The organism is Pelagerythrobacter sp., assembly GCF_041912895.1.
GTDB lineage: Bacteria > Pseudomonadota > Alphaproteobacteria > Sphingomonadales > Sphingomonadaceae > Pelagerythrobacter.
This window is the reverse complement of the sequence record NZ_JAYSGI010000001.1, coordinates 1029690-1045306: the sequence shown is the minus strand read 5'-3', so window position 1 is coordinate 1045306 and position 15617 is coordinate 1029690. Positions and strand designations below refer to the sequence as shown.

The window sequence follows — 15617 nt, the reverse complement described above, 5'->3', positions numbered from 1 at the left end:
GCTTGCGCAGCCTTACCACCGCCGCCAATATCCGCGCCATCGAATCGCCCATTTTCCGGGAGTTTGCATGACCGCTCTCGCCTCGCGCGGACAGTTGCGCGCCAGTGTGATCCGCTGGGCGCTGTTCACCGTTCCCGCCTGCATGCTGCTCGGCTACCTTTCCGGCGCGCTGTCGCAGAGCGGGGCGGACAATCCGTGGTTCGCGGAGCTGGCGAAGCCGGGCATCTTCCCGCCGCCGATGTGGTTCGGCATCGTGTGGAGCGTGCTCTACGCGATGATGGGCTTCGCGCTGGCCCTCGTCTGCGCGGCGTGGGGTGCGCGCGGCCGGACGGCGGCGATCGCGCTGTTCGCGGTGCAGTTCGCGGTCAACCTCGCCTGGTCGCCGACCTTTTTCGCCGCGCACCAGATCGCCGGCGCGCTCGCGGTGATCGTGGTGCTCGATCTGCTGGTGATCGCGACGATTGCGCTGTTCTGGCGCGTGCGCCGCGCGGCGGCTCTGCTCCTGCTGCCTTACCTCGCGTGGATCCTGTTCGCGACCGTGCTCAACTACGAATTCCTGCGCCTGAACCCCAAGGCCGATGGCACGTCCGATCGCGGGGCGGTGCAGCGGATCGAAATTTGAGTTGAGCTTCCTGCCCCGCGCGCCCACATAGCGGCAATGCAAAGCCAGAACCCGATGATCGCCGACTTCGTGAAGCTCCTCAACGGAGCGGCCGGCACGTTTGCGGGCATGACCCGCGAGGCGCGAGAGAGCGCGCGCGAGCGGGTGAAGGAAGCGATGGGCGGGATGGATTTCGTCAGCCGCGAGGAGTTCGACGCGGTCAAGGCGATGGCCGCCAAGGCGCGCGAGGAGAACGACGCGCTTGCCGACCGCTTGGCCGCTTTGGAAGCCCGCATCGGCGGCGGCTGATTCTTCAACAACTTATCAGAAAAAGTTAACACTGGAACCGGTGCCGCCCATGTCCGTTGCGGATGGGAAAGGTGTGCCGCATGTTCACCCAGCTCAATCCCCCGATCCCGCTCCACGTGCTCGAAAAGGGCGACGGCTACGCCATCGGCTTGATCGACTACGGCCAGGAACACAATCTGATCTGGGTCACCGCGATCGATGCTACTGGCGAGATCTGGTGCGCGCCCAATCCGACCGTACGCATGCAGAGAAACTGGACGATGGGGCGCGGCGAAAGCCTCGCCACCCTGCTGAGCAAGCGCGAGATGGCGCACACGCCTGCCGAAGCGGCTTCGCAACCGGCGGTGTGACAGGCTAGGGCGTCGCGAATGCATATTCGCGCTCCCGCCATCCTCGTTTCCGCGCGGCCGCACGGCGAGACGGCGGTGATCGCGCGGCTGCTGACCGAGGCGCACGGGCTGGTTGCAGGGTATGTCGCGGGCGGACGCGGGCGGCAGTTGAGGCCGGTGGTCATTCCCGGCAATCTCGTCGATCTCGAACTGCGCGCGAAGTCCGACAGCCAGTTGCCGTTCGCGCGGCTCGAACTCATCGCGAGCCGAGGGCCCTGGCTGGGCGAGCCGCTGCCAGCGGCGGCGATCGGGTGGGTTACCGCGCTGACCGCCAGCACATTGCCCGAGCGCAACGCCTATCCCAATCTCTACAGTGCCTTGGTGGCGGTTCTTGCAGCGATCTGTCAGGCCCCCTCGGCGCGGGGATGGCTGCCCGGCCTCGTCGCCTACGAAGCGCTGCTGTTGCGCGAGCTCGGCTATGGCGGCGCGCAGCCACCCGCCGAAGCGGGGCTTGAGGCGCTGCTGGAAATGTTTGCCGCGCAGGGCCCTCCGATCGAGCGCTACCTGCTTGCCGACCACCGGAGCGATGTTATGGCCGCGCGCACGATGCTGCGCGAGAGATTGGGGCGAATGAAGGCATGAAGATTGCGGTGTTTCCCGGCGATGGGATCGGCCCCGAAGTGACGCGCGAGGCGGTGCGCGTTCTGCAGGCGCTCGACCTGCCCGGCATGGTGCTGTTCGATGGCGACGTGGGTGGGGTGGCCCACCATCGCCATGGCCACCCGCTGCCCGCCGAGACGCTGGAGATGGCGCGCACGGCGGATGCGGTGCTGTTCGGCGCGGTCGGCGATCCGGCGTGCGACGGGCTGGAGCGCCATCTGCGGCCCGAGCAGGCGATCCTTGGTCTGCGCGCCGAACTCGGCCTGTTCGCCAATCTGCGCCCGGCGACCACCTTTCCGGGCCTCGAAGACATGTCCGCGCTGCGGCCCGAGATCGCGCGCGCGATCGACCTACTCATCGTCCGCGAGCTGAACGGCGACGTCTATTTCGGCGACAAGGGCACGCGCACGCTCGACAGCGGCGAGCGGGAAGGGTGGGACATGATGAGCTATGCCGAGAGCGAAGTGCGCCGTATCGCGCATGTCGCCTTCCGCGCCGCGCAAGGCCGGGGGAAACGGCTCGTCAGCGTTGACAAGGCCAACGTGCTCGAAACCAGCCAACTCTGGCGTGACACGGTGATTGCGGCCGCTGCCGAGTACCCTGACGTGGCGCTCGAGCACATGTACGTCGACAACGCGGCGATGCAGCTCGTGCGCGATCCGGGCCGGTTCGACGTGGTCGTGACCGGCAATCTCTTTGGCGACATCCTGTCCGACCAGGCGAGCATGTGCGTCGGCTCCATCGGCCTGCTCGCCAGCGCCAGCCTCGGCGAACGGACGACCGATCACGGCACTTTCGGGCTTTACGAACCGATCCACGGCAGCGCGCCCGATATCGCCGGGCAGGGCAAGGCCAACCCGATGGCGACGATCCTTTCGGCTGCGATGATGCTGCGCCATTCGTTCGAGCGCGAGGCCGAGGCGGTGCGGATCGAGGCGGCGGTCGGTCGTGCGCTGGCCGACGGCGTGCGCGGCGCCGACCTCGGCGGCGATGCGGACACGAGCGCGATCGGCGATGCGGTGCTGGAGCGCCTTTGACGCCACGCCTCGCCATCGTCCTGCCCACGCTGAACGAGCGCGACAATCTGGCGCCGCTGTTGACGCGGATCGCGCAGGCGATGGGGGGTACGCCGTGGGAGGCCATCGTCGTCGACGACGACAGCGCAGACGGCACCGCCGACGAGGCGCGCCGCTTGGCCCGGACCGACCCGCGCGTGCGGGTGATCCAGCGGATCGGGCGGCGCGGACTGTCGTCCGCCGCGATCGAAGGCATCTGCGCCACCGCCGCACCTTTCGTCGCAGTGATGGACTCCGACCACCAGCACGATCCCGCTCTGCTGCCCGCAATGCTGACCGCGATCGAAGGTGGCGAATGCCAGGTCGCGGTCGCCAGCCGCTTCGTTGCGGGGGGCAGCCCGAAGGGTCTTGCCAGCGCCCGGCGGGAGAAAGGCTCGCGGCTGGCCAATCGCCTCGCACGGCGGCTCTCGGGCGTCGAACTGACCGATCCGATGAGCGGCTATTTCCTGCTCGAAGCGGAAACCGCTCGCCGCCTCGCGCCGCGCCTGTCAGGCGTGGGCTTCAAGATCCTGCTCGATCTGCTGGCCAGCGCGCCGGACCCGCTGAAGGTGCGCGAATTTCCCCTGCGCTTCGCCGCGCGCCGCAGCGGCGAAAGCAAGCTCGACCGCGCGGTGGCATTCGATTTCCTGATCGGACTCTACGACAAGACGTTCGGCCGCGTGGTGCCCACGCGCTTCGCGCTGTTCGGCACGGTCGGCGGGCTCGGGGTGATCGTCCACCTCGCGGTGCTGGCGCTGCTCTACCGAGAGGCGGACACCGCTTTCATCCCGGCGCAGGCGGCTGCGACCTTTGCCGCGATGACGTTCAACTTCTGGCTGAACAACTGGCTGACCTATCGCGACCGCCGGCTGCATGGGGCAGGGGCGCTGCTGCGCGGCTGGGCGGGCTTCTGCGTGGCCTGCGGGGTCGGCGCGGTGGCGAACGTGGCGGTGGCCGGGCTGCTGAAGGAAAACGGGCTGCACTGGCTGCTCGCGGCGGGTGCGGGCATCGTGGTCGGCGCGGTGTGGAACTACGCGCTGTCGAGCCGCTTCGTGTGGAAGCGGGGCTGAGCCTCATCGCCAGCCGTCGATCCACATCCAGAAGGCGAAGCTGCGCTCGCCCGGCAGCGCCGCCGCGCTGAGGATCGGATAGAACCACGCGAAGATCACGACGCTTGCGATCAGCATCGCCGTCGCCAGCTTGCCCCGGCCGCGTTTCCGCAGTTCGTCGAGCGCCAGAGCGAGCGCCGCGAGCAGGAAGCAGCTCGGCAGGAAATAGTGGTAGTAGAACTGGATCGGCTTGTTCACCACGATCCAGAAACCGAGGCTGACGGCGTAGAGCACGGTGACGGCCAGAGCGGTGCGGTCGCCCGCCACCGCGCGCCATAGCGCCCACGCGAGCGCGGGGAGGCCGAGCAGCATCGTCAGCGGGTTGCCGATCAGCATGATCCCGCGCTGCGCGCCGTCGACCGGCTCGTAGAGATACCAGATCGCGCGCAAGTCGAAGATCCATTGCGGCCAGCGCGATTGGTAGGGATGCGGTTGGACCACGCTTTCCTGCATCGCGACGATTTCTCCGTGCAGTGCGATGAACCCGCCGGGCGAGAGCGGGTCGCTCGCCACGAAGTATGCGGGTATGAACGTGGCCCAATAGACCGCAAGCGGCACCATGCCGAGCCACAGGGCAGCTTCAAGCAGCGAAATGCCCGGCACCGGCACGCCCCGCCTGCTGGTGAACAGCCGCCGTCGCCCGGCGGAAAATCGTGCTGCAAGGAAGGCGAGGCCGGGCAGCACCGCGATCGGCACCGCGTTCCACTTGGCCGCCATCGCCAGCCCCAGCGCGACGCCCGCGAGCGCGAGCCGCCAGCGCCCGGTTTCGGGCTCCCGCACCGCTGCCGCGCATTGCCACAGCGCGAGCGCGAGGAAGGCGACGAAGAACACGTCCAGCATCGCGATCCGGCTGTGCACGAACAGCGCGAACCCGCTCGCCAGCAGCACCCCATAGGCGATCGAAGCATAGCGCGAGAGGGCGGCGAACCACAGCGCGCGCATGAAGGCGAACAGCGCGCCAGTGCCTGCGAACAGCGGCACGATCCGCCAGCCCCACGGATTGTCGCCGAACAGCGCGATCCCCAGCGCGATCAATTCCTTGCCGAGCAACGGATGTTCGCGGTTGAGGTATGCGCTGCCGTCGAGCAGCGCGCGCGCCGCGGGCAGGTAATGGACCTCGTCGAAATAGGGCGCGCCCGGCACGCCGATTCGGATGAGGCAAAGGACGAAGAAGCCGATCGCGAGCGCGGCGTGCCACCCGATCGGGTCGCGCGGGTGGTCGAGCGCTCGATTCATCGACGCCGGGATAGGCGTGGACCCGAAACCGAGCAAGCGATGCGACCGGCCCATCTTCCCATTTCCGAAAAGATCGTGGTAGAATACCGCCAAGCGTTTGATCGGGTGGAGGTCGGCCGCACGGGGGGTAAAGACAGCGGGGGCGCTGGCACCGGAGCCGCGCTATGAGCCGACGCATTCTCTGCATGCTTTTTGGGCACCGACCCGACGATGGGCGCGTACGCACCCCGCATGACGAGTTGACCGCACGTTGCCGCTGGTGCGGCCGCCGCGTCCGGCTTCGTGAAGGCGGCTGGAAACTGCGTCCGCGCCATCGGTGAACGGTCGCCGGGCGCTTGCCGCCCGTCGCGCCTGCCGATAGAGCGCGCGCGATGAAGAGAACGACCGGCATGGACCGCGCGATCACGCGCAAGTGGCGCCCCGCGACCCAGGCGGTGCGCGGCGGCACCTGGCGCAGCGAGCACGGCGAGACGAGCGAAGCGCTGTTCCTCACCTCGGGCTACACCTACGACGATGCGGCCACCGTCGCCGCGCGTTTCGCGGGCGAGGCCGAGGGGATGACCTACTCGCGCCTCCAGAACCCGACCGTCGCGATGCTGGAAGAGCGGATCGCACTGATGGAAGGCGCCGAGGCATGTCGCGCGCAGGCGAGCGGCATGGCGGCGATGACCGCGGCGCTGCTGTGCCAGCTCTCGGCCGGCGACCACGTGGTCGCCGCGCGCGCCGCGTTCGGTTCGTGCCGCTGGCTGGTCGACCACCTGTGCCCGCGCTTCGGGATCGAGACCACGGTGATCGACAGCGCCGACAACGCCGCGTGGGAGGCCGCGATCCGGCCGAACACCAAGGTATTCTTTTTCGAAACGCCCGCCAACCCGACGCTCGACGTGGTCGATCTCGAATTCGTCTGCGGATTGGCGACGGCGCGCGGCATCGTCACCGTGGTCGACAACGCCTTCGCCACCAGCGCGCTCCAGCGCCCGCTCGAATTCGGCGCGGACGTGGTGGCCTATTCGGCGACCAAGCTGATGGACGGGCAGGGCCGGGTGCTCGCCGGCGCGGTCTGCGGCACCCGGGAATTCATCGACGAGGTGCTGCTGCCGTTCCAGCGCAACACCGGACCGAACCTCTCGCCGTTCAACGCCTGGGTCGTCCACAAGGGGCTGGAGACGCTGGAGTTGCGCGCGCACCGGCAGAGCGAGACGGCGCTCGAACTCGGGCGCTTCGTGGAAGGCCGTGCGCCGCGCGTGCTTCATCCGGGGCTCGAAAGCCATCCGCGCCATGCGCTCGCGGCGAAGCAGATGGACGCCTTCGGCCCGATCTTCGCCTTCGAGGTCGAGGGGCGCGAGCAGGCCTTCGCCCTGCTCGACGCGCTCGAACTGATCGACATCTCGAACAACATCGGCGACGCCCGCAGCCTGATGTGCCACCCGGCCAGCACCACTCATGCGGGCATGAGCGAGGAAGCGCGCGCAGAGATGGGCGTGACCGAGGGCCTGCTGCGGATCAACATCGGGCTGGAGGACGTCGCCGATCTGACCGAAGACCTCGACCGCGCGCTTTCCGCCGCCGGCCTCTGACGGCACCCTTTACCCGCCGGGGCCTTTCCCGCTACGCTCGTATGCGATGAAACAGCTGTTCCAGCATACCGCGATAACCGACGGGATCGTCGTGCGCGTGGCGGTCAATTTCCTGCCCGAGCAATCGCAGCCCGAGGCCGGCAAGTGGTTCTGGGTCTACCACATCCGCATCGAGAACGCTTCGGGCGAACAGGTCCAGCTCATGACCCGCCACTGGCGCATCACCGACGCGCGCGGCATGGTCAACCTCGTCGACGGCGAAGGCGTGGTCGGCGAAACCCCGGTCCTCGCGCCGGGGCAGAGCCACGACTACGTCTCGGGCTGCCCGCTCGCCACCCCGCACGGTACGATGGAGGGGTTCTACACCTTCCACCGCGCGGACGGCACCCCGCTGGAGGTGCGCATCCCCTTCTTCCCGCTGGCAGCACCGGCAACGGCGGATTGAGAAGCTTAGGCGCTAGCTGCTCCTCAGATCGTCGGGATCGCGCGCATATGCGAGCAATTCGCCCGGTTCGCATTCGAGGACCAGGCAAAGCCGCGCCAGTGTCGCGAAGCGGATGCCGCGAACCTTGTTCGATCGGAACAGGGAAAGCTGGGTTTCGCTGAGACCCACCCGTTGCGCGACTTCCTTGCCGGAGAGTCCGCGCTTCCTGAGAACATCGTCGAGCGTCACCTGCACCGGCATCAGAGTATCTCGCCGAGTTCGGTGCGGGCATCGGCCGCTTCGCGCAGCGGGCGCGCCATCGCCATCAGCAGCAATCCCAGGCAGCCGAGCGTGATCGACGGAATATCGAACCAGCCCCAAGGGGATGTGCCGAGAATCGCTTTCGTGAGAATGGGTTGCGCGAACACGAAGGCCAGTCCGCCGACGAACAGGCAGGCACCGAGGCGCGTCATGAGAGAACTGAGCGCGACCTCGACAGCTTCGCCGCGCGAGATTGCCCTGAACGCGCGCCCGACCATCCAGATGCCGGCGACGAAGAACAGCGCCGGAATTAGTCCGGCTACCTGATTGACGATCGCGGCCCGGCTGGCGTCTGGAGCGAACAAACCCGTGCCGTTCAAAGTGATGCCGAGCAGCACGAAGCTCAGGACACCCAGCGTGGCGAAGCGGGCCAGTTTCGGATTTATCGCGATGTGCATGCTATCCTCCGATGATTTATGTCAGAGTTAAATATCACACAGTCAGATTTAAACAAGAATTAAAGATGCAGCGCGCTCCCGATGAGGGAGCTACGCCTGGTCGCTCCAGAAATCGCGCGCGCCTTGGGGCAGCCGGGCGAGAGCGGCTTCGAGGCGTTGCCGGTCGGCGTGGCGCCACAGCGTGGCGGCAGTGGCGGCGATGCAGCCTGGCTCGGCCAACTGATGATCGCGGTGATAGGCCATCACTTCGCGGTCGAGCGCATCCCGATCGGCAAACGGCGCCTGTGGCCCATCGAAGTTCCAGTCCTGCACGAACGTCGCCCGCAGCAGCGGCGGCAGGGCCTTGGCGAAGGCGAGAGTTTCGGCTGGGGTCAACCGGCGGCGGAACGTCTCGAACACGCCCAGCAGCACGCCCCACGCCTGATGCGTGGTCTGCAGGTCGAGCGTCTCGCGCAGGTCGAGCATGAAGCGGTCGAAATCCGGCCCGGCCTGCCGGTAGTCTATCGGTACGGTCATGCGGCGATGATGGCCGCTCAGGCCGTGATCTGCAATTCCGGCTCCAGCCCCAGCCAGTCGGCCAGCGCGGCGAGGTCGCGCATCGTGCCTTCGCCGGCGAGCGCGGCGCGGCTTTCGTCGAGGCGCAGCACCAGCTTCGTTTTCTTGCGTTCGAGGGCGCTGGTCATCAGCGAGACGCGGGTGGTCGCGCCCAGTCGCCGGGCCAGCCGCATCGCGAGGCCCCAGCCCATCGCTTCGCGCAAGTCGGCCTCGCCCGCGAGTGCATCGACCCGGCGGGACCAGCCCGCCCGGTTGCAGCTTCCCAGCAGCATCGCCGCGATCATCGCGCGGCCGCGCGCGTCGAGCCCGACCCAGCGCTTGTCGAGCGCCCATTCGAGCGCCTGGCTCTCGCGGAAGTTCGGCTCCACCCGGTGCAGCGCGAGCGACAGCAGTGCACCCGCCAGCCGCAGCCGCTCGTTCTCCGGCCCGCTGCCGGCCCCGCTGCCATGCGCGATATCCACCACCCACGCACTCATCAGCGCGGCATCGGTGATCGCGCTGTTCATCGGCGCAGCGAAATCGGCGACGGCCACGATCAGTGGATCCTTCGCTCGCTCGAGCGGTTCGAGCCGCTGGTGGAGCAGCCCTTCGCGCAGGCCCCAGCTCGAGAACACGAGGCCATCGGGCGCGAGGTCTGCCAGCATGACCTCCAGCAATGCGGCGGCATCGGGCAGCGATTCGGCGCGCATCGCACCGATGCCTTCGATCGCGGCCAGCTTCGCGGGATCGGCGTGGGCGACCTTGCGTGCGATGCGCGCGGCCTCGCCGGTATCGAGCCGGAATCCGTGCGGGTCGGTCAGCGGATAGTCGGCCGCGCGCATCGCATAGGCGGCGAGCGCGCGCCAGGTGCCGCCAACCATGTAGAGCGGACCGGGATGCGCCGTCGCCCATCCGGCCTTGCGGAACGTCTTGCTCACGGCGCGACGAAAATCCGTGACTTTGCCGGCGCGCAGGGCGGGCAGGCGCAGCGTGCCGAGCGGCAGGCTCGCGGCATCGTGGCACGCGCCGCCTTCCACCGCGACCAGTTCGAGGCTGCCGCCGCCGATGTCCGCGACCACCCCGTGGGCCTGCGGAAAAGCGCCGAGAACCCCGTGGGCGGAGGCAATCGCCTCGTTTTCGCCGCTCAACAGCTTCGGTTCGAGCCCGAGCGCAGCCACCCGGTCGAGAAAATCCGCTCCGTTCGCCGCGTCGCGCGCGGCGGCGGTGGCCACCGTTTGCACGTCGTGCACGCCCAGTTCCTGAGCCAGCAGTGCGAAGCGCGCGAGGCCCGCCAGCGCCTGTTCCGCGGCTTCCTCTGGAATGCGCCCGGTGCTCGCCAGATCGCGCCCCAGCCGCGCGACCACTTTCTCGTTCCACATCGTGCGCGGTGCACGTTGCGGACCGTCGTACACCATCAGCCGCACGGTGTTCGAACCGATGTCGATCACCGCGCGGCGATCCTCCTGCCGCGAATGCAGCGCGCGCGGGGCGAACGGGCTCATGGCGGTCATCCGGGTTCATCCTCCAGCCGCAGTTTAGGCACCGTGCCCGCTTTCAGCGCCGCGCCACGGCCCGAGAGCGAGGGGTTGCTCATGAAGTATTCGTGGCAGTTGAAGCCGCCGTCTTCCGCCCACATCCGCACGTATTGCCCGTCGGGCCGGAGCTGCCAGCTCTGCTCGGTATCGAGGATGTTGGCGAGCATCACCTGGTCGAGCACCTGATCGTGCACCGTGCGGTTCGCCAGCGGCACCAGCACCTCCACCCGTCGGTCGAGATTGCGGCTCATCGCGTCGGCGGAGGTCAGGAACACGCTCGCGTGCTTGCTGGGCAGGCGGTGGCCGTTGCCGAACGCCCATACGCGCCCGTGTTCGAGGAACCGACCAATGATCGACTTGACGTGGATGTTCTCCGACAGTCCCGGCACACCCGCGCGCAGGCAGCAGATGCCGCGCACGACGAGCTGGATCTCCACCCCGGCGTCGCTGGCTTCGTAGAGCTTGTCGATCACCGCGCGGTTGGTGATCGCGTTCAGCTTGGCCCACACGCCCGTCGGCTTGCCCGCCCGCGCATTGGCGATTTCGCCGTCGATCAGGTCGAACAGCTTCTGCTTGAGCCCGATCGGCGAGATCGCGAGGCATTCGGTGCTGCGTGGTTCGACGTAGCCGGTGACGAAATTGAACAGCTTGGCCGCGTCGCGCCCCAGCGCCGGGTCGGCGGTGAAGTAGCTGAGATCGGTGTAGATGCGCGCGTTGGTGGGGTGATAGTTGCCCGTGCCGAAGTGGCAGTAGGTGCGATAGCCTTCCTCCTCGCGCCGCACGACCAGGCTGACCTTGGCGTGGGTCTTCCACTCGGTGAAGCCGTAGATCACCTGCACCCCGGCGCGCTCCAGCTCGGTCGCCCAGTGGATGTTGCGCTCCTCGTCGAAGCGGGCCTTCAGCTCGACCACCGCGGTCACCGCCTTGCCGTTCTGCGCCGCCTCGATCAGCGCGGCGATGACGGGGGACTGGTCGCCCGCGCGGTAGAGCGTCTGCTTGATCGAGACGACGCATGGGTCGGTCGCCGCCTGATGCAGGTAATCGACCACCACCTCGAAGCTCTCGTAGGGATGGTGGACGACGATGTCCTTCTCGCGGATCGCGGAGAAGCAGTCGCCATCGTGCGCGAGGATGCGTTCGGGAAAGCGGGGGGAGAACGGGACGAACTTGAGGTCGGGGCGCGGCTCGGCGCAGATCGCGTCGAGATGGCGCAGGCCGAGCATCCCGGCGGACTTCACGATCATCGCGCTGCCCACATCGAACTGTTCGCGCAGCAGCGCCTCGGCCGCCGGGTCGCAGTCGCGGTCGAGCTCCAGCAACACCGCGCGCCCGCGTCGCCGCCGCTGGATCGCGGTGCGGAAGAAACGGACCAGATCCTCGGCTTCCTCCTCCACCTCGATATCGCTGTCGCGCAGCACGCGGAACAGGCCGTCGCCGAGGATCTTGAAGCCGGGAAAGAGCTGGTCGGCGTAGGCCACGATCAATTGCTCGATCGCGACGTAGACCGCGGTTGCGCCCGGTACGCGCACGAAGCGCGGCGCTCCGCTGGGGATCAGCACCATCTCCACCAGATCGGGCTGGCGCTTGCCGCGCTTCAGCCGGAACAGCACCCCCATGCCGAGGTTGGCGACGAACGGAAAGGGGTGGCTGGGATCGATCGCCTGCGGGGTGATGAGTGGCAGGATGTCGGTTGCGAAGTATTCCGCCAGCCACGTCTGCTGGTCTTCGGCCAGATCGGCGATGTCCGCGATCAGGATGCCTTCGCCCGCGAGCAGGGCGCGCAGCGTCTCCAGCGCGCGCTGCTGCCGCGCCTCGACCGCCAGCACTTGTTCACGGATCGCGGCGAGTTGCTGGCGCGGGTCGAGCCCGTCGATCGCGGTGGTCTCGATTCCGCGCGTCGCCTGCCCTTCCAGCCCGGCGATGCGGATCATGGTGAATTCGTCGAGGTTGCTGGCCGAGATCGAGAGAAACCGCAGCCGTTCGAGCAGCGGATAGCGTTCGTTCTCCGATTCGGCGAGGACGCGGCGGTTGAACGACAGCCACGAAAGCTCGCGGTTCACGTATCGCTCGGGCGCGCCCTCGGCCGCGCTGCCTTCGCCGGCCGGATCGGCCGCGCCATGCGAATATGCGTTCATGCGACGTGCCAAGCTCCGCAGGCTCCCTGTCGTGCGCGTGTTACGGTTCTGTTACGCCGCGCACGATTGCAGGGCCAGCGGCTTGCCGCTATCCGCACCGGCACGATGAAGCGCACGCACCTGCCCTTGAACGCCCTGCGGGTCTACGACGCCGCCGCGCGCCACCTCAGCTTCACCCGTGCGGCGGACGAACTGGCGGTGACGCCCGCCGCGGTCGGCCAGCAGATTCGCGCGCTGGAGGATCACCTTGGCACGGTGCTGTTCCGCCGCACCTCCAAGGGGCTCGAACTGACCGAGGAGGGCCTCGCGGGGCTCGACGCGCTGCGCGAAGGGTTCCTCAAGTTCGAGGAATCGGTCCAGTCGATGCAGGCGGGGCAGGCGAGCGACCGCTATACCATCGCCGCCCCGCGCGAATTCTACGCCCAGTGGCTCGCGCCGCGCCTCGCCGCGTTCCGCAATGCCAATCCCGGCATTCGCTTCCGCTTCGTCGCGGACGAGAACGCCGACTTCACCGAGACCAATCTCGACGTCGCGGTGCGGCTGGTCGACGGGCCGGGCGAACTCGAAGGGATCGAGCTGGCCCCCGCGCGCCGCGTCGTGGTCGCCGCCGAAGGCGCGCCCGACCTGTGGATCGACTGGCCCGGCGCGCCGCTGCCCGAAGGTGCCGATGCGGCAATCGAGGTCGGCAATGCCGGGCAGGCGCTCTCCAGCGCGGTCGCGGGCATGGGCAAGGCGATCCTGCCCTATCTGCTGGTGGAGGACGCGCTGGAAGACGGCCGCCTTGCCACGCTCGAAGGCCCCGATGAAGGCCGCCGCGCCTACTGGCTCGTCGCCCCGCTACCGCAATGGCGGCAGAAGAAGGTGAAGAGCCTGGTCGCTTTCCTTACCGACTAGGCCGGACGCTAAAGCGAATAGCCGCCGTCGCTCACCAGCACCGCGCCGGTGATCGTGGCGGCGGCATCGGAAAGCAGGAAGCCGATCTGCGCCGCAATCTCGTCGGCGCTCGCGTAACGGCCCAGCGGCGTCGCCATCGCGGCCATCGCCTTCATCGCGGCATCGCGGTCTCCGCCGTGCTCGGCCACGAGATCGCGGAAAAACGGCGTCTGGTCCCAGATCGGCGTGTCGACACCGCCCGGCGCGATGGCGTTGACCCTGAAGCCCTGCGGTGCGCCTTCCTTCGCCGCAACCTTCGCGAGTTGCATCAGCGCGGCCTTCGAAGCGCCGTAGGCGGCGGTGCCGGGCTCGGCCTTTACGCCGCTGACCGAGGCGGAGACGACTATGCTGCCGCCGCCCGTCATCGCGCGCATCACGGCTTGCAGGGAAAGGAAAGCGCCGTCGAGGTTGACCGCCATGACGCGCCGCCATTCGGCGAAATCGCACTCGGCGATCGGGCCGCCCGAGGAAACGCCGGCGTTGACCACGGCATGATCGAGCGAGGCCAGCGACAGACCGGCCCACAGCGCCGGATCGGACACGTCGCCCGCTACCCGCTCGCTCTCGCAGGCGAGGTCGAGCGTATCGAGCGCCGCGTCGTCGCGATCGATCAGCACCAGCCGCGCCACGCCGTGCGCGTCGAGCCAGCGCGCCGTCGCCGCGCCGATACCGGATGCGGCGCCGGTGACCAGCGCGCTCTTGCCCGAAAAGTCGAAAGGATCGGCCATTGCGGCCGGGTAAGCCGCTCAGGCCGCGTTGTCGATCCCGAGGTCGGAAAGCTTGCGGTAGAGCGTGGAGCGCCCGATGCCGAGCCGCCGCGCGACCTCGGTCATCCGCCCGCGATAGTGGCCGATGGCAAGGCGGATCACGTCGGCTTCGATGTCCTCCAGCGGGCGCAGGTTGCCGTCGTCGGTGTAGAGCATCACGCCGCCGCTCTCGTGCAGTGCGCCGCCGGCCGCCGCACTGTCGCCGATCAGTTCGAGCAGTTGCGGGAAGCTCTCGATCGTCAGCGTCTCGCCGTCGCAATAGACCGCCGCGCGGAACAGCACCGACTGGAGCTGGCGCACGTTGCCGGGCCAGTCGAACGCGGCGAGCAGCGAGAGCGCGCCGTCGGTGATCGAATGGTGGCGCAGGCCCGGCTGCTCGCCGATCCGCGCGAGGAAATGACGGGTCAGCGCAGGAATGTCCCCCGGCCGGTCGCGCAAGGGAGGCAGCACGATCGTGGTCGCCGCCAGCGCCGCGTGGAGCCGCGCGTCGAAATGGCCCGCCGCGACGAGATCGGCGAGCGGCAGGTTGCTCGCGCTCAGCAGCCGCACGTCGACCCGGAAGCCGTGGCGCGCGCCGATCGGGCGGACGATGCCCTGCTCGATGCAGTCGGCCAGCTTGCCCTGCACTGACTGGTCGAGCCGGTCGACCTCGTCGAGCACCAGCGTGCCCCCATCGCAATGCTGGAGCGCGCCGATCTGCCGGTCGAACGCGCCGGGAAACGCATCCTGCTCGTGCCCGAACAGGATCGATTCGAGCGAGCTGGACGGCACCCCACCGATGTTGATCGTACGCAGCGGCGCCTTCGCGCGCGGGCTCGCGGCGTGCATCGCGCGCAGCAGCATCTCCTTGCCCGTGCCGCTCTCGCCCTCGATCAGCACCGCGCCGTGGCCGCGGGCGGTCTTGGCTGCGCGCGCCAGCGCGGTACGGAACGCGGGTGCGGTGCCGATCATCGCGTCGAAATCGAGCGAGGCGGGCATTTTTTCGGTCAGCGGCTGGAGCTCGTCCTTGGGCGCCTCGCGCTTGGTCGCGCTGCGCAGTGCCTGCATCAGCCGATCGGGTGCGACGGGCTTGATGAGGTAGTCGGTCGCACCGGCGCGCATCGCCTCGACCGCCAACAGCGGGCTGGCGCTGGTCGTGAGCATCAGGATCGGCAGCGCGGGACGGCGGCTCTTCAATTCCTCGATGAGCTGGCAGGCGTCGTCGCCTGGCACCCATTGGTCGAGGATGATCGCGGCCAGTTGCATGCCCTGCCGCGTGCCGAGCGTGGCGATCGCGGTTTCCGAATCGCCGACCACCAGCGTGCGCCAGCCTTCGCGCGCGGCGAGCGCACTGATGAGACGGCTTTGCGCCGGCTCGTCGTCGATCAGCATCAAAAGGCGCGATTCGTTCTCGGCCATCGTCCCCTAACCGTCTCGCTGCGGCACAGGGGTTCGATCTACGGGGCGGGGGTAAAGGTCCGATTAAGGCTGTTGGCGGCTTGCGGGAGGCTTGATGCCGCCTCCCGGGCGCGATAGACCCACCGCGAAATCCCCTTTCCCACGAAGGAAACGACACGAAATGGCTTCGGGCAACGACATGAAGGCGGCCAACGCGACCTATGGCGGCTTCATTACCCTTCTCAAGTGGTCGGTCCCGGCCATCGCGATCATCGCTCTGATCGTCGTCATCCTGATTTCCAGCTGATCGCCGCAAG

The 15617-nt window shown here is 68.3% G+C and carries 18 protein-coding genes; 10 read left to right on the top strand and 8 right to left on the bottom strand.

What is annotated here, in order from left to right; genetic code table 11:
* The first annotated feature begins 67 nt into the window (after window positions 1-67).
* From ACE3QC_RS05300 to ACE3QC_RS05275, 6 genes are all read left to right on the top strand, one after another.
* Window positions 68-622 carry a TspO/MBR family protein gene (locus tag ACE3QC_RS05300; protein WP_374406057.1) on the top strand — a complete coding sequence of 185 codons (555 nt, stop codon included), beginning with the start codon at window positions 68-70 and terminating at the stop codon, window positions 620-622.
* 36 nt (window positions 623-658) lie between these two features.
* Window positions 659-910: an accessory factor UbiK family protein gene (locus tag ACE3QC_RS05295; RefSeq protein ID WP_374406056.1), complete on the top strand. Its 252-nt coding sequence runs from the start codon at window positions 659-661 to the stop codon at window positions 908-910.
* 80 nt (window positions 911-990) lie between these two features.
* A complete protein-coding gene (locus tag ACE3QC_RS05290; protein WP_374406055.1) occupies window positions 991-1260 on the top strand; it encodes a hypothetical protein in 270 nt (89 codons plus the stop codon).
* A gap of 18 nt (window positions 1261-1278) precedes the next feature.
* Window positions 1279-1881 (top strand): DNA repair protein RecO, encoded by a 603-nt coding sequence (locus ACE3QC_RS05285; RefSeq protein ID WP_374406054.1) that lies wholly within the window; start codon window positions 1279-1281, stop codon window positions 1879-1881.
* Window positions 1878-2936, top strand: coding sequence for a 3-isopropylmalate dehydrogenase (gene leuB, locus ACE3QC_RS05280; RefSeq protein ID WP_374406053.1), 1059 nt, complete (start codon window positions 1878-1880; stop codon window positions 2934-2936). Before ACE3QC_RS05285 ends, leuB begins: the two co-directional genes overlap by 4 nt.
* Window positions 2933-4024 carry a glycosyltransferase family 2 protein gene (locus ACE3QC_RS05275; RefSeq protein ID WP_374406052.1) on the top strand — a complete coding sequence of 364 codons (1092 nt, stop codon included), beginning with the start codon at window positions 2933-2935 and terminating at the stop codon, window positions 4022-4024. Before leuB ends, ACE3QC_RS05275 begins: the two co-directional genes overlap by 4 nt.
* Window positions 4025-4027: 3 nt before the next feature.
* Here ACE3QC_RS05275 and ACE3QC_RS05270 read toward each other — a convergent pair whose 3' ends face one another.
* On the bottom strand, window positions 4028-5299 hold the full coding sequence (locus tag ACE3QC_RS05270; protein ID WP_374406051.1) for a phospholipid carrier-dependent glycosyltransferase: 1272 nt from the start codon (window positions 5297-5299) through the stop codon (window positions 4028-4030).
* Between the two features lie 371 nt (window positions 5300-5670).
* Here ACE3QC_RS05270 and ACE3QC_RS05265 point away from each other — a divergent pair, with 371 nt between their 5' ends.
* Window positions 5671-6876 (top strand): PLP-dependent aspartate aminotransferase family protein, encoded by a 1206-nt coding sequence (locus ACE3QC_RS05265; RefSeq protein ID WP_374406050.1) that lies wholly within the window; start codon window positions 5671-5673, stop codon window positions 6874-6876.
* Window positions 6877-6922: 46 nt separating this feature from the next.
* Window positions 6923-7321 carry a Co2+/Mg2+ efflux protein ApaG gene (apaG, locus tag ACE3QC_RS05260; RefSeq protein WP_374406049.1) on the top strand — a complete coding sequence of 133 codons (399 nt, stop codon included), beginning with the start codon at window positions 6923-6925 and terminating at the stop codon, window positions 7319-7321.
* A 12-nt stretch (window positions 7322-7333) separates the two neighbouring features.
* Here apaG and ACE3QC_RS05255 read toward each other — a convergent pair whose 3' ends face one another.
* From ACE3QC_RS05255 to ACE3QC_RS05235, 5 genes are all read right to left on the bottom strand, one after another.
* Window positions 7334-7561, bottom strand: a complete 228-nt coding sequence (locus ACE3QC_RS05255) for a helix-turn-helix domain-containing protein (protein WP_374406048.1) — start codon at window positions 7559-7561, stop codon at window positions 7334-7336.
* Entirely contained in the window at window positions 7561-8019 is a 459-nt protein-coding gene (locus ACE3QC_RS05250) for a hypothetical protein (protein ID WP_374406047.1), read from the bottom strand. The genes ACE3QC_RS05255 and ACE3QC_RS05250 overlap by 1 nt, the downstream gene beginning before the upstream one ends.
* Window positions 8020-8109: 90 nt before the next feature.
* Entirely contained in the window at window positions 8110-8535 is a 426-nt protein-coding gene (locus ACE3QC_RS05245; protein WP_374406046.1) for a DUF2267 domain-containing protein, read from the bottom strand.
* Window positions 8536-8552: 17 nt separating this feature from the next.
* Window positions 8553-10064 carry a Ppx/GppA family phosphatase gene (locus ACE3QC_RS05240; RefSeq protein WP_374406045.1) on the bottom strand — a complete coding sequence of 504 codons (1512 nt, stop codon included), beginning with the start codon at window positions 10062-10064 and terminating at the stop codon, window positions 8553-8555.
* Window positions 10061-12223, bottom strand: a complete 2163-nt coding sequence (locus ACE3QC_RS05235) for an RNA degradosome polyphosphate kinase (RefSeq protein WP_374406044.1) — start codon at window positions 12221-12223, stop codon at window positions 10061-10063. The genes ACE3QC_RS05240 and ACE3QC_RS05235 overlap by 4 nt, the downstream gene beginning before the upstream one ends.
* Before the next feature lie 105 nt (window positions 12224-12328).
* Here ACE3QC_RS05235 and ACE3QC_RS05230 point away from each other — a divergent pair, with 105 nt between their 5' ends.
* Window positions 12329-13117, top strand: a complete 789-nt coding sequence (locus ACE3QC_RS05230; RefSeq protein WP_374406043.1) for a LysR substrate-binding domain-containing protein — start codon at window positions 12329-12331, stop codon at window positions 13115-13117.
* Between the two features lie 8 nt (window positions 13118-13125).
* Here ACE3QC_RS05230 and ACE3QC_RS05225 read toward each other — a convergent pair whose 3' ends face one another.
* Window positions 13126-13884, bottom strand: a complete 759-nt coding sequence (locus ACE3QC_RS05225) for an SDR family NAD(P)-dependent oxidoreductase (protein WP_374406042.1) — start codon at window positions 13882-13884, stop codon at window positions 13126-13128.
* An 18-nt stretch (window positions 13885-13902) separates the two neighbouring features.
* A complete protein-coding gene (locus tag ACE3QC_RS05220; RefSeq protein WP_374406041.1) occupies window positions 13903-15321 on the bottom strand; it encodes a sigma-54-dependent transcriptional regulator in 1419 nt (472 codons plus the stop codon).
* A 160-nt stretch (window positions 15322-15481) separates the two neighbouring features.
* Here ACE3QC_RS05220 and ACE3QC_RS05215 point away from each other — a divergent pair, with 160 nt between their 5' ends.
* Window positions 15482-15607 carry an aa3-type cytochrome c oxidase subunit IV gene (locus ACE3QC_RS05215; protein ID WP_374406040.1) on the top strand — a complete coding sequence of 42 codons (126 nt, stop codon included), beginning with the start codon at window positions 15482-15484 and terminating at the stop codon, window positions 15605-15607.
* Window positions 15608-15617 lie beyond the last annotated feature (10 nt).

Bases quoted from the DNA above. Each gene is read 5' to 3' on its own strand.
- leuB (WP_374406053.1), top strand. From the start codon at position 1,878: ATGAAGATTGCGGTGTTTCCCGGCGATGGGATCGGCCCCGAAGTGACG.
- ACE3QC_RS05240 (WP_374406045.1), bottom strand. From the start codon at position 10,064: ATGACCGCCATGAGCCCGTTCGCCCCGCGCGCGCTGCATTCGCGGCAG.
- ACE3QC_RS05295 (WP_374406056.1), top strand. From the start codon at position 659: ATGCAAAGCCAGAACCCGATGATCGCCGACTTCGTGAAGCTCCTCAAC.
- ACE3QC_RS05245 (WP_374406046.1), bottom strand. From the start codon at position 8,535: ATGACCGTACCGATAGACTACCGGCAGGCCGGGCCGGATTTCGACCGC.
- ACE3QC_RS05265 (WP_374406050.1), top strand. From the start codon at position 5,671: ATGAAGAGAACGACCGGCATGGACCGCGCGATCACGCGCAAGTGGCGC.
- ACE3QC_RS05250 (WP_374406047.1), bottom strand. From the start codon at position 8,019: ATGCACATCGCGATAAATCCGAAACTGGCCCGCTTCGCCACGCTGGGT.
- ACE3QC_RS05290 (WP_374406055.1), top strand. From the start codon at position 991: ATGTTCACCCAGCTCAATCCCCCGATCCCGCTCCACGTGCTCGAAAAG.
- ACE3QC_RS05225 (WP_374406042.1), bottom strand. From the start codon at position 13,884: ATGGCCGATCCTTTCGACTTTTCGGGCAAGAGCGCGCTGGTCACCGGC.
- ACE3QC_RS05270 (WP_374406051.1), bottom strand. From the start codon at position 5,299: ATGAATCGAGCGCTCGACCACCCGCGCGACCCGATCGGGTGGCACGCC.
- ACE3QC_RS05255 (WP_374406048.1), bottom strand. From the start codon at position 7,561: ATGCCGGTGCAGGTGACGCTCGACGATGTTCTCAGGAAGCGCGGACTC.
- apaG (WP_374406049.1), top strand. From the start codon at position 6,923: ATGAAACAGCTGTTCCAGCATACCGCGATAACCGACGGGATCGTCGTG.
- ACE3QC_RS05230 (WP_374406043.1), top strand. From the start codon at position 12,329: ATGAAGCGCACGCACCTGCCCTTGAACGCCCTGCGGGTCTACGACGCC.
- ACE3QC_RS05285 (WP_374406054.1), top strand. From the start codon at position 1,279: ATGCATATTCGCGCTCCCGCCATCCTCGTTTCCGCGCGGCCGCACGGC.
- ACE3QC_RS05300 (WP_374406057.1), top strand. From the start codon at position 68: ATGACCGCTCTCGCCTCGCGCGGACAGTTGCGCGCCAGTGTGATCCGC.
- ACE3QC_RS05220 (WP_374406041.1), bottom strand. From the start codon at position 15,321: ATGGCCGAGAACGAATCGCGCCTTTTGATGCTGATCGACGACGAGCCG.
- ACE3QC_RS05235 (WP_374406044.1), bottom strand. From the start codon at position 12,223: ATGAACGCATATTCGCATGGCGCGGCCGATCCGGCCGGCGAAGGCAGC.
- ACE3QC_RS05215 (WP_374406040.1), top strand. From the start codon at position 15,482: ATGGCTTCGGGCAACGACATGAAGGCGGCCAACGCGACCTATGGCGGC.